This window comes from Mycobacterium sp. NGS62 (assembly GCF_059812285.1).
In genome coordinates this window covers 758,771-776,176 of sequence record NZ_JCALCK010000002.1, presented here as the reverse complement: position 1 = coordinate 776,176, position 17,406 = coordinate 758,771, and the positions used below count along the sequence as shown (strand labels likewise).

General features: G+C 66.7%; 1 protein-coding gene (running past one end of the window). It reads right to left on the bottom strand.

Annotated elements, in window-relative coordinates; all coding sequences use genetic code 11:
- On the bottom strand, positions 1–17,406 hold the 5' portion of the coding sequence (locus AC5Y49_RS08695; RefSeq protein ID WP_499885938.1) for a non-ribosomal peptide synthase/polyketide synthase. Its footprint begins 13,770 nt before the window's first position; only the first 17,406 of its 31,176 coding nucleotides appear in the window; the start codon lies at positions 17,404–17,406; its stop codon lies beyond the left edge, outside the window.

Below are 17,406 nucleotides of genomic sequence, written 5' to 3'. Positions count from 1 at the left end.
CCCCGGCGCCCAGCGGTCCACCAGCTCAGTCGGGCAGGCTTCACCGGCCACCACCAGCGCCGTCGACTCCAAACCCTCAGCCGAGAGCATCCCCACCGCCGACGGGGTCTGACTCAACACGCTGACCTGTTCAGCGACCAGCAAAGCGTGCAGGTCTTCCGGCGAGCCCGCTACCGATTCGGGCACCACGACCAGCCGCCCGCCATGCAGCAGCGCACCGAGGATCTCCCACACCGAGACGTCGAAGGCCAACGAATGCCATTGGCTCCATACCGCCACACTCGGCAGACCGGCGTCGAGTGTGGCCAATAACCGGGTGACGTTGTGATGGGTAACCGCAACACCTTTGGGCACGCCGGTGGTCCCCGACGTGTAGATGAGGTAGGCGATATCCGCGGCGGTCGGGGCCGGCAGCGCGGTGTTGGGCTGGGCATCGACGGCGGTGTCATGGACATCAATGACCCGCACGTCACTACCGGACAGCCGTGCCGCGAGGTCAGCGGTGGTGATCACCGCGACCGGTGCGGCATCCTCGAGCATGAACCCGATCCGCGTCGCCGGCAGCGCCGGGTCGATCGGCAGGTAGGCCGCCCCGCTCTTGAGTACCGCCATGATCGCCACGATCGCTTCAGCCGAACGCGAAAACAGCAGCGCCACATACTTCCCCGGGCCTGCTCCGTGACCGGCCAGCAGCTGCGCCAACCGGTTGGCGGCCTCGTCCAGCTCTCGGTACGTCAGTGACCGGCTCTCGCAGGTCACCGCTACCGCCTCCGGAGTGCGAGCCACCTGCTGTGCGAACAACGTTGGAACCGAAACGGGCAGCGGCGAATTCGCGGATAACGCGGTCCGGTTCCCGAGGTCGTCAAGCGTGGCGTGCTCGCGCTCGTCGAGCAGATCCATCGACGACAACGACCGTGCCGGGTCTGCCGTCATCGCCATCAGGACCCGGCGCAACCGCTCGGTGAGGGTTGCGATGCTGGCGGTGTCGAACACATCGGTGCGAAATTCGACTGTTCCGCCGATCCCCGCGGGCTCACCGTTTTCGCTCCACCGTTCGGCCAGCGAGAACACCAAATCCATGCGGGCGGTGTGGGTGTCCACCGGGATCGGCGCGATGTGAACATCACCCAAGGCCAGCCCGGCGGCGGGATCGCTGGTGTGACCCGGCAGGTTCTGCCAGGCCAACATCACCTGCACGAGCGGATGGTGGGTCAGCGATCGAGTCGGGTTGAGCCGCTCCACCAGCACCTCGAAGGGCACATCTTGATGCTCGTAGGCGGCCAGACTACGGGCCCGCACCTGCGCCAGCAGCTCGGTGAAGCTGGGATCACCGGACAGATCGACCCGCAGTACCAGGGTGTTGACGAAAAAGCCGACCAGCTCATCGAGTGCCGGATCACGACGTCCGGCGATCGGGAAGCCCACCGGCACATCAGAACTGGTGCTGAGCTTGGCCAGCAGTACCGCCAAGGCGGCCTGCATCACCATGAAGCTGGTCGCGTTGTGTTCTCGGGCTAGCTGGGCAACCTGCTGCTGCAGCTCGGCCGGCCAATCTACGGTCACAGTGGCGCCGCGCTGGTCGGCCACCAGTGGATAGGGCCGGTCGGTAGGCAGTTGCACCCGCTCGGGCATCCCGGCCAGCGTCTCTTCCCAGAAGCCCAGCTGGGCGGCGATGGGACTGCTGCTGTCGTCGAGGTCACCCAACTGCGCGCGCTGCCACAGCGTGTAATCGACATACTGCACCGCCAGATCGGCCCACTCCGGCGCGTGCCCGGCACAGCGACTGGCGTACGCCACACCCAGATCACGCACCAGCGGAGTGATCGACGAGCCGTCGGCGGCGATGTGGTGCACTGCGGCCACCAACACATGCTCGTGCTCGGCCACCCGGAAAACGGTTGCCCGCAGCGGAATTTCGGAGGCGAGATCGAAGGCGTAACGCGCCGCGGTGTCGATCGCCTCGTCCAGCTGTGTCGTCGGCCAGGCCGTGGCATCGACGACCTGCCAATCCAGCTCGGCCCGCTCGGCGGGCACCACCACCTGCTGAGGTATCCCGTCGGATGCCACGAACAGGGTGCGTAGGCTTTCGTGGCGTCTCACCACACCGGTCAGCGCCGCACCCAACGCCTCGACGTCGAGCCGCCCGTCCAACCGCAACGCTGTCGCCATGTTGTAAACCGGCGAGGGCCCCTGCAACTGATCCAAGAACCACAATCGGCTCTGCGCAAACGACAGTGGGACCACCGCCGGTCGCTCGCCCGCCGTCAACGGCTCGAACCTACCCGCGTCCTCCCCGATCCGGGGCGCTAACTGGGCAACCGTGGGCGCCTCGAACACAGTGCGAACCGCAAGCGCGGCATTCAAATTCGTGTTGATCACCGCGATCAGGCGCATCGCCGAAATGCTGTCTCCGCCCAGATCGAAGAACGAGTCGTCGACTCCAACGCGCTGGACGTCGAGCACCTGGGCGTAGATGCCGGCCAGGATCTCCTCGACTGCAGTGCTGGGGGGCCGGTATTCGCCCGTGGCGTACTCGGGTGCGGGTAGGCCGCGGGTGTCGAGTTTGCCGTTGGGTGTCAGCGGCAGCGCATCGAGGACGACCACCGCGGCCGGAACCATGTAGGCCGGTAACCGGTCGGCCAGCGCCGCGCGCAGCCCGGCCGGATCGGCGGTGCCGGTCACGTAACCGACCAAGCGTTTGTCGCCGGGACCGTCGTCGCGGGCGATTGCCACCGCCTGATCCACCCCGTCAAGCGCGTTCAGGGCAGCCTGGACTTCGCCGAGTTCGATGCGGTAGCCACGAATTTTGACCTGCTCATCAGCGCGTCCCAGATACTGCAGCTGGCCATCGCGGCGCCAACACACCAGATCACCGGTGCGATACATGCGCGTCGCAGGTGCCCCGAAGGGGCAGGCCACGAACCGCGACGCGGTCAACCCCGCGCGTCGCACATACCCGTATCCCAGACCGGCGCCGGCGACATACAACTCGCCGACCACCCCCGCAGGCACCGGGCGCAACGAGCCGTCCAACACGAACAGCGCAGCACCGGCCACCGGCGACCCGATCGGCACCACACCTGCCGCTGGGGTCAGCGGCGCACTGATCGCCACACACATCGTGGTCTCGGTCGGGCCATAGGCGTTGACCATCACCCGCCCCGACGCCCAGCGATCCACCACCTCGGCCGGGCACGCCTCACCGGCCATCACCAACGCCGTTGATTCCAGGCCCTCCGGTGATAACGCCATCACTGCCGACGGAGTCTGGGTCATGACGCTGATCTGTTCACCGAGCAGCAAGTCGTGCAAGTCTTTCGGAGAGCGCACCACGGAGTCGGGCACCACCACCAGCCGCCCACCGCGTAACAACGCACCGAAGATCTCCCACACCGAGACGTCGAAGGCCAGCGAATGACTCTGGCTCCAGACCCCCGACGCCGGCAGCCCGGCCGCCAGCGACGCCAGCAACTGGGTCACGTTGTGGTGGGTGATTGCCACACCCTTTGGCGTGCCGGTGGTGCCGGACGTGTAGATCAGGTAGGCCACATCGGCCGGGCTTGGTTCCCCCGGCGCGGTGCTGGATTGGGCACTGACAGCGTGGTCATTGACGTCGACGACCAGCACACCACTGCCGTCGAGCAAAACGGACAGATCGGCGGTGGTGATCGCGGCGACCGGCGCGGCATCGGCAAGCATGAACTCGATCCGCGCCGACGGCACCGCCGGGTCGACCGGCAGGTAGGCTGCCCCGGTTTTCAGCACCGCCACAATCGCGATGACCGCGTCAGCCGACCGCGGCAACAGCAGCGCCACGCACTCGCCTGGGCCGGCGCCGTGACCGACCAGCAAGTGCGCCAGCCGATTCGCGGCCTCATCGAGCTCCCGGTAGGTCAGTGACCGACCGTCGCTTACCAGCGCCACTGCCTCCGGTGCGCGGGCCACCTGCTGTGCGAACAACGCCGGAATCGACACCGCGGCGGGCACCGGCCCGGTCAACACCGCTCGGTTCCCCACCTCATCCAGTCGGACATGCTCGGTCTCATCGAGCAGATCCACCGACGACAGCGGCCGGGTCGGATCGGCCGCCGCGGCCATCAGCACCCGCTGCAATCGCTCGATGACCGCCTGGATGCTGTCGGCGTCGAACACGTCGGTGCGAAATTCCACTTTGCCGCCGATTCCGGCAGGCTCACCGGTCTGGCTCCACCGTTCGGCCAGTGCAAAGACCAGATCCATGCGGGCGGTGTGGCTCTCCACCGGCAGCGGCGTGACTTCCAGGTCGCCCAATGTCAGCCCGGCGGCGGGGTCATCGTCTTGCCAAGGGAGGTTCTGCCAGGCCAACATCACCTGGACCAGCGGGTGATGGGTCAGGCTGCGGGTGGGGTTGAGCCGCTCCACCAGTACTTCAAAGGGCACGTCTTGGTGCTCGTAGGCCGCCAGGCTGCGCGCCCGCACCTGGTCCAGCAGCTCGGCGAAGCTGGGATCACCGGACAGATCGATCCGCAGCACCAAGGTGTTGACGAAAAAGCCGACCAGCTCGTCGAGCGCGCGGTCACGGCGCCCGGCGATCGGAAAGCCCACCGCCACATCAGAACTGGCGCTGAGCTTGGAGAGCAGTACCGTCAGCGCGGCCTGCATCACCATGAAGGTGGTCGCATTGTGCTCTCGGGCCACCCGCTGAACCTGCTGCTGCAGCTCCGCCGGCCAATCCACGGTCACGGTGGCGCCCTGATGATCCGCGACCGGCGGGTAGGGCCGATCGGTGGGCAGGTCGAGGCGTTCGGGCATTCCGGCCAGCGCCTGTGTCCAGAACTCGAGCTCCGCAGCGACGCGGCTGTCACTATCGTCGAGGTCGCCAAGCCAACTGCGCTGCCACAGTGTGTAATCGACATACTGCACCGCCAACGCAGCCCACCCGGGGGCCCGCCCGGCGCACCGGCTGGCATAAGCCACCCCCAAATCGGCGGCCAGTGGCCTCAGCGACCAGCCGTCGGCGGCGATATGGTGCACCACGATCAGCAGCACGTGCTCGCCCTCGGCGATGCGGAAAAGCCGTGCCTGCAAAGGGATTTCAGTTGCCAAGTCGAACGTGTAGCGTGCTGCCGCGTCAACGGCCTGATCCAGCCGGCTCTCCGACCATCCGGTGGCATCAACGACGTCACACCCGGTGTGAACCCGCTCGATGGGGATGACCACTTGCTCAGGTGTTCCTTGCGGTGCCGGGAACAGGGAGCGCAGGCTTTCGTGGCGCTCGACGACGTCGGCCAACGCCGCCCGCAGCGCATCGACATCCAGCGGCCCGCGCAGGCGCAATGCGGCCGCGATGTTGTAAATCGGTGACGGGCCTTGCAACTGGTCGATGAACCACAACCGACTCTGGGCGAACGACAATGGAATTGTCGCCGGTCGTTCACCAGCCGCCATGAGCTCCAGCCGACCAGCGCCCTGACCGATATGCGGTGCCAATTGGGCGACTGTGGGCGCTTCGAAGACGGTGCGAACCGAAAGATCGGCGTCCAGCGCGGTATTGATCGCCGCGATCAGGCGCATCGTCGACAGCGAATCCCCACCCAGTTCGAAGAACGAGTCGTCGGCCCCGACCCGCTCGATTCCGAGTAGTTCGGCGTAGATGCCGGCCAGGATCTCCTCCGTGGGGCTGGCCGGCGCGCGGTACTGACCGGTGTCCAGGTACTCCGGTGCGGGTAACGCGCGGGTGTCCAGTTTGCCGTTGACCGTGACGGGCAGGGCATCCAGCACGACCACCGCCGACGGCACCATGTAGGCCGGTAGCCGCTGAGCCAGCGCGGCGCGTGCCTCCGCGGGATCTGTTGTGCCGGTGAGGTAACCGACCAACCGGTTGTCGCCGGGCCTGTCCTCGCGGGCGATCACCACCGCCTGCTCGACCCCGGGTAGCCCGGACAGGGCCGAGCGCACCTCACCGAGTTCGATGCGGTATCCGCGGATTTTGACCTGCTCGTCGGCGCGCCCCAAGTAGCGCAGCTGCCCATCGGGACCCCAACACACCAGATCCCCGGTGCGATACATGCGCGTCCCAGCACCCCCGAACGGGCAGGCCACAAACCGCGACGCCGCCAACCCGGGTCGCCGCCAATACCCCACCGCCACACCGCGACCGGCCAGATACAACTCTCCGACCACGCCCGCCGGTACCGGCCGCAACCAAGCATCCAGCACGAAAAAGGCCGCGCCCGTCACCGGCGAGCCGACCGGCGGCGCCCCGGTCCCCGGGGCCAGCGGGGTGCTCTTCGACGCCCACATTGTCGTCTCGGTCGGACCGTAGACGTTGACCATCAGCCGCCCGGCCGCCCACCGGTCGACCAACTCGGGCGGGCACGGCTCAGCACCGATCACCAACGCCGCTGTCTCCAGCCCTTCGGGTGAGAGCACGCCCACTGCCGACGGGGTCTGGGTGAGCACGCTGACGTGCTCACCCACCAACAAGGCGTGGAAGTCGTGCGGTGAACGCGCCACCACATCGGGCACTATTACCAGCCGGCCGCCGTGCAGCAGCGCTCCCCAGATCTCCCACACCGAGAAGTCGAACGAATAGGAATGGAACTGTGTCCAGACTTGTCCCGGTGCCAAGTGCACGCCGGCGTCCAGAGAGTCGAATAGCTGAGTGACGTTGTGGTGAGTGACGGCCACCCCCTTGGGAACACCGGTGGTGCCCGAGGTGTAGATGAGGTGCGCCATGTCGTCCGGCGCGGGCATCGGTAATCCAGTGCCGGGCTGGGCGGCGACAGCGGGGTCGTTGACGTCGACGACGACGAGGTCATGGCCGTCGAGCCGGTCGACCAGATCCGTTGTGGTGACCGCGGCGATCGGCTCGGCGTCGGTGAGCATGAAGCCGATGCGCGCCGACGGCAGCGCAGGGTCGATCGGCAGATAGGCTGCCCCGCTCTTGAGCACCGCCAAGATCGCCGTGATCGCCTCGGCGGAGCGGGAAAACAGCAGCGCCACAAAGGCACCTGGGCCTGCGCCCTGCGCGGCCAGCAGGTGCGCCAACCGGTTAGCCGCCTCGTCAAGCTCCCGGTAGGTCAGTGACCGGCCTTCGAAGGTCACCGCTGCCGCGTCGGGGGTGCGGGCCACCTGCGCGGCGAACAGTGCCGGGACCGCCACCGGGGTTGCCGGCTGGGTCAACACCGCCCGGTTACCCCAGTTGTCCAGCCGGGCATGCTCGCGCTCATCGAGCACGTTCACCGACGAAACCCGCTGGGCGGGGTCGGCGGTCATCGCCACCAACATCCGTTCGAGCCGCCCGACGAGCGCCCCGATGCCGGCGGCGTCGAACACGTCGGTCCGAAATTCCACTTCCCCGCCGATCCCGGCGGGCACCCCGGCCTCGCTCCAACGTTCTGACATCGAAAACGCCAGATCCATTCGGGCGGTTTGGGTATCGACAGACACCGGCGTGACGTGCACGTCACCCAACGCCAGTCCGGCAGCGGGGTCATGGTCCTGGAAGTTCTGCCAGCCCAACACCACCTGGATCAGCGGGTGATGGGTGAGGCTCCGAGGGGGATTGAGTCGCTCCACCAGGACCTCGAAGGGCACATCTTGGTGCTCGTAGGCCGCCAGGCTGCGACGCCGCACCTGCGCCAGCAGTTCGGCGAAGGTGGGGTCACCGGACACGTCGACGCGCAACACCAAGGTATTGACGAAAAAGCCCACCAGCTCGTCGAGCACCGGGAGGCGGCGCCCGGCGATCGGGAAGCCCACCGCCACATCGCTGCTACCGGTGATGGTCGACAGCAGCGCGGCAAAGGCGGCCTGGATCACCATGAAACTGGTGGAGTTGTGTTCGCGGGCCACTCGCCGAACCTGTTGCTGCAGCTCGGCCGGCCAGTCGATGGCCACTCGAGCGCCACGGTGGTCGGCCACCGGCGGATAGGGCCGGTCAGTGGGCAGCTGCAAGCGCTCGGGCATGCCGGCCAAAGCTTTCTCCCAGTAGGCCACCTGCGCCGCGATCGGGCTGTCGCTGTCGTCGAGATCGCCGAACTGCGTGCGCTGCCACAAGGTGTAATCGACGTACTGAACGGCCAACGGCTCGCAGTCCGGGGCTTGACCTGCGCACCGGCTGGCATAAGCCACCGCGAGGTCACGGGCCAGCGGCCTGATCGACCAGCCATCGGCGGCGATGTGGTGCACCACCGCCACCAACACGTGTTCGTCCTCTGAGACCCGAAACAGCGGTGCGCGCAACGGGATCTCGGTCCCCAAGTCAAATGCGTAACGTGCCGCCGCACCGATGGCCTTACTCAGCCGGCTTTCCGGCCATCCGGCCGCATCGACGATCTCGCAACCGAATCCAGCCTGCTCGGCCGGCATGACCACCTGTTGAGGGATCCCTTCGGGTGCCGCAAACAGTGTGCGGAGGCTTTCGTGCCGAGCCACTACATCGCCTAGGGCAGCACGCAAAGCCTCGGCATCAAGGTGTCCGCGCAGCCGCAATGCCACCGCGATGTTGTAGGTCGGTGAGGGCCCCTGCAACTGGTCGATGAACCACAATCGACTCTGGGCAAAGGACAACGGAATCGCCGCGGGCCGCTCGCCGGCTACCAGCGGCTCCAACCGTCCTGCGTCTCCGCCGATCCGGGGCGCCAACTCGGCCACCGTTGGCGCCTCGAACAACACGCGCACCGACAGGTTGGTGTCCAGCGTGCTGTTGACCGCGGCGATCAACCGCATCGCCGAGAGTGAATCGCCGCCCAGATCGAAGAATGAGTCATTCGCGCCAACGCGTTCCAGTCCCAGTACCTGGGCGTAGATGCCGGCCAGAATCTCCTCGACCGCACCGGCCGGGGCGCGGTAACGATCGGAATCCTGATACTCGGGCGCCGGCAGGGCTTTTCGGTCGAGCTTGCCCGAGGAGGTCAACGGGAACTCCTCGAGGACCAGAATGTGCTGCGGCACCATGTATTCGGGCAACCACGCGCTCAACCGCCGACGGACCGCGCTGACTTTGGTGTTGGTCTGTGGATCGTTGGCGTAGGTAACGCGGTGCTGAGCTCCGGCGGGCGGCAGGTACACGTCGGTCAGGGCTGGGGTGTGCTCGCGATGCGGGCCGACCGCGGCGATGAAAACCGCGTCCAGGGCGCCCGGTTGGGCGTCCCAGGTCACCGCGACGTGGTATCCACTGGCTTCGCCGAGCCGATGCAGTTCCTCCGGGACCGCTGTGTCGGCGGGGGCTTGGGCCAGCGCGTCGCCCAGCGATTGTCCGGCGGACAAGGTGGTTTCGATATGGACATCGACGGTCACTCCGGTGCGCGGGATACCGGTGACGCGAACAGTGGCTGGACGTTGGGCTGCCAGCCTGGTTTGCAGACCGGGCAGGTCGGTGCATTGGGCCCAGGTCCATGTGACCGCGGTGGCCAATGAGTGCACCGGTGCGGGGGTCTTGTAGGCGACGACGTCGTAGCGATACCGGGTCAGCTCATTGTCGGCCCATCCGCGTTTGACTTGCACGTCAACGCCGGCCACCGACGAGTGGTCAGCGGCCCATGTGGTGAAAAACTCTGGGGCCAGCAGCAATTCGGGTTCACCACGTAGTGCGTGTTGGACTCGCTGGCGGATCTCGGCGGCGTCGGCGCTGTCCGTGCGGGCCAGCGCGATCGCGGTTTGGAACGCACCTTGCAAGCTATGGTTGCGCACATCGCCGATGAAAACCGCCCCGCCCGGCGCCAGCAATCGCATCGCGGCTGCCAGCACATCGAGCAGATAGCCCGCGCTCGGGAAGTACTGGACCACCGAGTTCAGCACCACGACGTCGAAATGCCCTTCGGGCAACCCATCTGCCACATCCGCCGGCTGCACCCGCAACCGCACCCGGTCGCCCCATGACTGTGCGGCCACCTGCTCCTGCAGGGTCTTGATGGTCGGCGCGGAGAAGTCGGTGGCCCAGTACTCGGCACAGGTCGGGGCCACCTGCGTCAGCAACAGCCCCGAGCCGACCCCGATCTCCAACACCCGCTCCGGACTCAATCCGCGGATCCGGTCCACGGTGGCCGACCGCCACTCCACCATTTCCTCGAGCGGAATCGGGTCACCGGTGTAGCTGCTGTTCCAGCCGCGGAAATCCATTCCGAATTCCGGCTCCTCCAATTCAGCGCCGTACAACTCGTCATACAGGTGTTGCCACTCGTCGACGACCTCGACGTCGTGGTCGGCGGTGGCGGCTGGATCGAGAACGAGGTAGGCCACCAGGTGCGCGCCGGTCTCGCCTTCGTGCACGGTGACGGCGGCCTGGGCCACCTGCGGACAGGTCAGCAAGGTGTTCTCGATTTCGCCCAGTTCGATGCGCTGCCCGCGTAGTTTGATCTGGGTGTCGGCGCGCCCCAGGCAGTCCAGGGTGCCGGCGGAGGTCCAGCGCACCAGGTCACCGGTGCGGTACATCCGAGACCCGGCCGCCCCGAAGGGATTTGCGACGAACCGTTCGGCGGTCAACTCGACCCGGCCCACGTAGCCGTGCGCCAGCACGGGCCCGCCCAGATAGAGCTCACCGACCACCCCCACAGGGGCCGGCTTCAACCAGGCATCGAGCACCAGCGCGTGGACCCCGGGCAGCGGGGTGCCGATGCTGATCGGTTGGTCCGGCGACAGCGGCGCGCTGGCGGTGACCCAGATGGTGGTTTCGGTGGGGCCGTAGACATTGAGCATGCGCCGGCCCGGCGCCCAGGCGCCGACCAACTCTGCCGGACAGGCCTCCCCGCCGGCCATCAGCGTGCCCAGTCCGTCCAGTCGGGTCCGGTCCAGCGACGACAGTACCGACGGAGTCAAAAACGCCGCGTCGACCTCTTGCTCCTGCAGCAGCGCGGTCAGCGCCTCACCGGCATATACGCCCGGCGGTGCCACGACGACTGCGGCACCGGACCCCGCCGCCCACAACATTTCGCCGATCGACGCGTCGAAGGTCGGCGCGGCCACCATCAATACCCGCGCATCGTCACCAAATTGGGACTTCTCGCGTTGCGCCGCAGCCCAACCCAACAGGCCGGCGTGGCTGACCACCACCCCTTTGGGCACACCGGTAGAACCCGACGTGAAGATCACATACGCGGTGTTGTCTACGTGTAGTGGCGCCAGCCGATCAGCGTCGGCAATCGAATCCGCGCTGCGACCACGGAGGTCCAGGCCGTCGACGCGCAGCACCGGCCGCGGCCCGGCGGCCGTGAGATCGTCGGCGCCGCAGGTTAATACGCACACTGCCCCTGCTGCGTCCAACACCGCAGCGATCCGTTCGACCGGATGGGCCCGGTCCACCGGCACATACACTCCGCCGGCCTTGACCACTGCCCACCACGCCACCACCAATTCCACGCACCGGTCCATCGCCACGCCCACCGCGCGCTCTGGGCCCACCCCCGCCTCGATCAGCACCCGCGCCAACCGCGTCGACCACACATCGAGTTCGCGGTACGACAGCCGCCGGTCACCGTCGATGACCGCCACCGCGCCCGGGTCGGCAGCCACCGCCGCCGCCAACGACTGCGGCGCCACATTCACTGGCGCTGTCACGCCGGCACCAGACCACTTGGACACCAACAGGTCTCGCTCGCTGATGTCGAGCAGGTCCACCGATGACAGGCGCCGGGAGGGGTCGGCGGTTATCGCTGCCAGCACTCGCCGCAACCGCTGGATGAGCGCCTGGATGCCGGCCGGGTCGAACACGGTGGTGTCGTATTCGACGTGAAAACCCAGCTCGCGACCCGGCAGCGCTTCCACTGTCAGCGGGTAGTGGTTGTATTCGCGGTTGGTGAATCCCGTGATGACCAATCCGTCGGCGCCCAACGGGACGTCGGCGTCAATCGGATAGTTTTCGTACACGAACAGGGTGTCGAACAGTCTTTCGTGACCGGTAGCGCGATGTATCTCGCTGAGCGCCAGGTGCTGGTGCTCGAGCGTCTCGTTGTGGGTGTTCTGCAGCTGGCGCAGCAGGTCTGCGGCGGTGGTTGCCGCCGTGATGCTTGCCCGCACCGGCACGGTGTTGATCAGGAGGCCCACCATTGATTCCGCGCCAGCCACTTCCAACTGACCTACCCGAGAGCGCGGGGTGCCGAAGACGACATCACGCTGACCGGTCAGCGAGGTCAGGAGCAGTGCCCAGGCGCCTTGCAACACGGTGCTGACGGTGGTGTGGCAGGAGCGCGCCAGGTGATTGAGGGCCTGTGTGGTGTGCTCGGGCACCTTGAACGATGCAGAGCCTCGTTCAAAGCCGCGCCGCCCCAGGCTCAACCGATCCTTCGGGCCGACCAGGCTGGGGGTTTCGAAGCCCGCCAGCACCTCGCGCCAAGCGGCGCGCGCGGTATCGAGGTCTCGATCGGCCAGCCAGGTAAGGAATGTCCGGTAGGACCCGGCGGCGGGCAGCGGCTGCCCGTAATAGCTGGCGAACAATTCCCGCAGCAGAATCGGCAGTGACCAGCCGTCGAGCACGATGTGGTGATTGGTCAGCACCAACCGGTGCCGGTCTGTGGCGGTGCGGATCAACGCAACCCGAAATGCCGGCTGGTCGGCCAGGTCGCAGACCGCGGCACGTTCGGCGGCGCACAGTTGCTCGATCGCCTCGTCCGGGTCGGCGTCGTTGTCAGCAGCGGCGACACCGAAATCGACGTATTGCCACTCGACGACCGGATCGGCCGGGATGACTTGCACCGGCTCGTCGAACTGTTGGCAAAATCGTGCCGCCAGATGTGGATGGCGGTTGACCACCGTGTGCATCGCATCGCGGAGCCGGCGGGAGTCGAGGGGGCCGGTGACGGTGAAATCCAGCTGTACGGCATACATGTCGTCGCTCGCCTGCGCGGTGCTGGTGTGGAAGAGCAGCCCTTGCTGCAAGGGCGTCAACGGCAAGATGTCGGCGATCTCATGGTACTGTTGCAGCTCGTCGATCTGCTGCTGGCTGAGCCGGGCCGGCGCGATATCAGAAGGTGTCAGCCCGCCACCACCAGATCGCACATGCGCGCAGATACCGGCAAGGGCCTCGAACCACAACCGGCTCAGCCGGCTGATCTGTGCTTCGTCGAGCACCGATGCCGCCCAGGTCCAGTTGGCATGCAGGTGCGGCCCGGCCTCGGTGTCGACAGTGACGGCGTTGAGCTCCACGGTGTGTGCCAACGGTATGGGTACCGCCGCGGCGGCGCCGGTGACCGCCAAGCTATCCTGCCCGAGCCGCCAAACACCATCAGCCGCATCGGTTGTCGGGACACCCAGGCGCCCCAGATAGTTGAACCCGACCGGTGGATCGGACTCGGCCAGGCTGACATCGGTGTTGAGATACCGCAGCGCCCCATACGTCAGCGGGTGCGGGAGCGCCCGGAACTGCTCCTTGGCGTCCTTAAGCACCGGCCCCAGCGCCGCCTCACCGGCAACCACCTGTGCCCAGGACAGCCTCCCGAGATTCAACGACACCGGGTATTTAGTGGTGAACCACCCCACCGTGTGCGACAGGTCGATATCGGCGTCCAACTCCTCGTGACGGCCGTGGCCCTCGACGTCGATACCGATTGGGGCGCTGCCGTTGCCCACGAACTCGACGACCGCCAAACCGAGCGCGGTCAACAGAATGTCGTGTATTCCGGCGTGAAACGCAGCGGGTACCTCTCCGAGCAACATACGGGTGGTCGCGGCGTCAAGCGATACCGACAGATGACCGGCATTGGCATACGTGTCGGTTCCGGGCCGCACGGCCGGCAGTGCAGTGGTGGTCGCCGCCACCTGCTTCCAGGCGTCCGCCTGGTTTACGACATCCGGGCGTTGCGCGTGCTCGGCCAACAGCGCTGCCCACCGGGCAAACGAGGTGCCGGTGGCCGGCAACACCACTGGCTGCCCGCCGTGCTGCTGAGCCCAGGCGGTGTTGAGGTCCTCCAGCAGAATCCACCACGACACCGCATCGACGGCTAAGTGGTGAACGACCAACACCAGCTGGTTCGCCGGAGCCACCCATAGCGCGCCGACCATCACCCCGGCGGTCGGGTTCAACCGCGACCGCGCCTCGATCAGTGCCGCGTCCGACAACTCCTGCACCGACTGCAGGCACCTGCGAGCATCCACCGACCCCGCTTCAGGCACCGTCAACGACCAGCCACCTGCCTCGTCGTGGTCGACACGCAGCCGCAACATGGCATGGCGATCCAGCAAGGCCTGCAACACAATCAGCACGTCGGCCTCGTCGGCCCCGGCGGGGGCCTGCAGCACCATCGTCTGGTTGAACTGCTCGACCGGACCATCCACGCTTTCCAGCCAACGGATAATCGGAGTGGCCACCACCTGCCCGATGCCCTCATCGATCGGGCCAACCTCACCGTCGGACACCGCGGCCACGACGGCCAACCGGGCCACGGTCTGTTCGACGAAAACATCGCGCGGCCGACAAATCAGGCCCGCGGCGCGGGCACGCGCCACCACCTGCATCGACGAGATGCTGTCCCCGCCCAGTTCGAAGAATGAATCGTCGACGCCGACCCGTTCCAGTGCCAACACCTCGGCGTAGATGTCGGCCAGAATCTCCTCAACCGCGTTGCCCGGCGCTCGATACTCACCGGCGGAGTATTCGGGCGCCGGCAGGGCGCGGGTGTCGAGTTTTCCGTTGGGCGTCAACGGCAGAGCATCCAGCACCACCACTGCCGCGGGGATCATGTAGGCAGGGAGCCGGTCGGCCAGTTGGGTGCGTATCCCGACCGGGTCGGCTGCGCCGGTGACATAACCGACCAGGCGCTTGTCGCCCGGGCGGTCCTCGCGGGCGACCGCCACCGCTTGCTGGACGCCGTCCAGCGCACTCAAAGCCGTTTGAACTTCCCCGAGTTCGATGCGAGACCCGCGGATCTTGACCTGCTCATCAGCGCGCCCCACGTAACACAGCTGCCCATCAGCGCCCCAGCACACCAGGTCCCCGGTGCGGTAGACGCGCGTGCCGGTGGCGCCCCAGGAACTCCCAAAGGGATGCGCCACGAACCGTTCCGCGGTCAACGCCACCCGGCCTACATAGCCGTGCGCCAGCGCCGGCCCGCACAGATACAACTCACCCACTACCCCGGTCGGAGCCGGGTTCAGCCGCGCGTCGAGCACCAGTGCGCATACCCCCGGGATCGGAGCGCCGATGCTCACCGGCTGCCCCGCCGCCAGCGGCGCACTACAAGTCGACCAGATGGTGGCCTCAGTGGGGCCGTAGCCGTTGAACATGCGCCGGCCCGGGGCCCAGGCCGTTACCAACTCCGCCGGGCAGGCCTCCCCCGCGGTGAGCAGCGTGTCCAATCCGCTCAGCCGAGCCGTGTCCAGCGACGAAAGCACCGACGGTGTCAGCACCGCAGCGCTGACCTGCTGGTCCTCCAACAACCCGGTCAGTGCCTCACCGGCATACGTTTCCGGCGGCGCTATTACGACCGCCGCCCCGGACCCCGCCGCCAACATCAACTCGAACACCGAGGCATCAAAAGTCGGCGCAGCTACTGTTAAAACCCGTGCGTCCGAACCCAATCCGAACAACTCCCGTTGCGCCGCGGCCACCCCCAGTAGGCCGGCGTGGCTGACCGCCACTCCCTTGGGCACGCCGGTGGACCCGGATGTAAAGATCACATACGCGGTGTCATCCACCCCTAATGGCGCCAGCCGGTCGGCGTCGGCAATCGGATCGGCGCAGCGCCCCGACACGTCCAGACCGTCGACGCGCAGCACCGGCCGCGTGCCGACCCCCGCCACATCGTCGGCGCCACAGGCTAATACGCACACCGCTCCCACCGCGTCCAGCACGGTGGCGATGCGCTCGACCGGGTGGATGGGATCCACCGGCACATATGCGCCGCCGGCTTTGATCACCGCCCACCACGCCACCACCAACTCCGCACACCGGTCCATCGCCACGCCCACCGCGCGTTCTGGGCCCACGCCCGCCTCGATCAGCACCCGCGCCAACCGCGTCGACCACTCATCAAGGTCGCGATACGACAAGCTGCGTGCACCGTCGATGACCGCCACCGCGTCCGGATCGGCAGCCGCCGCCGTGGCCAACAACTGCGTCACCACCCCCGCCGGCGTCTCCACACCAGCGCCAGACCACCGCGATAGCAACAGGTCACGCTCACCGGCGTCCAGCAATGGCATGCTTCCGACCGCGACCGACCTGTCCGCCGCCAACAGGCGGTCGAAGAGCGATTCCAAACGGCTGATGTGCCTGTCGATGTCGTCGGCGCTGTACCGATCCGGATTCCAGCTGAACTGAATTCGCGGCGCGCCCTCACCCAGCTGTGGATAGATGTTGACGGCAATGTCTTGGATGGGGAACGTGCTCAGCACGTTGTAGGCCGTTTTGGACGGACCGAACTGAAGCGTCGCCGCGAAGTCGAGCACGTTGATCACCGGACCGAACTCGACGTTCATGTCGACCCCGGCTGTGTCGGCAATGAGATCGGGCCACCGGCGGAACTGTTGATGGCGCAGTGCACCGACCAACGCCTTGGTGACCTGATCGGTTACTGCACCAATGGTGTCGCCGTCCTCGACGCTGATGAGCAGCGGCACCAGGTTGGATACCATGCCTGCACGTCGTTTCAGCGCCGCAGTGGTGCGCGCCGACACCGGCAACGACATCGAGACATTCTGGCGTCCGGTGGTTTTCGCGATGAATACCGCCACCGCCGCAACCACCCTTGCGACATCGAATTGATGATCCCCGTTCGTCGGCCGCCGATGTAGGCACTGCAGTTCGCGCACCAGCGGGTGGCGTGGTGGCACGGACCTTGACGTCCCGGTCAGGTCGCTGACGTCCAAGGGTCCTTGGACAACCGTCTTCCAGTACTCGGCATCGGCTTGACTGCGCGAAGACTGCTGATACTTCTGATCTGCGTCACGGATCAGGGCAAATTCGGAAAAGTCGATGTCCGCGGTGTCGGCGGCTGCCCCCGAGTAGACGGCGGCGATGTATTGGATGAAATTGTCGGCGCCATAGCCGTCACAAAGAACGTGGTGCGCGCGCAAGTAGAAGTACGAGAGGTTATCGGTGATCCGCAGCAGCGCGAAGTTCGTAAGTCGGTCACGAACCATCTCAATTGGCTCGCGGTAATCGTTGTTCATCCAGTTGCTGGCGGCGGCTTCGGGGTCCGGCTCGTCGCGCAAATCAATGCAGCGCAAGAGCCCGGTCTGCGCGAGGGTGCGGTCAACCATGAACACCGGTTCACCGTCGACGAGCGAGAGCCGGGCGCAGGGTGTGCCGAACCGCGTCGCCGCCGCTTCGCACGCAGCCGCGAGCTTCTCGGCGTCGACAGCGTGATCGATCCTCACAAAGGCGGCAAAGTTGTAAGGGACTTCTGTGCGGAGCTGCTGGGCAGCCCATATCGACCGCTGAGCAGCGGTCAACGGGCCCAGCATGTCTGGTTGCGTGCCGTAGTTGAGCAT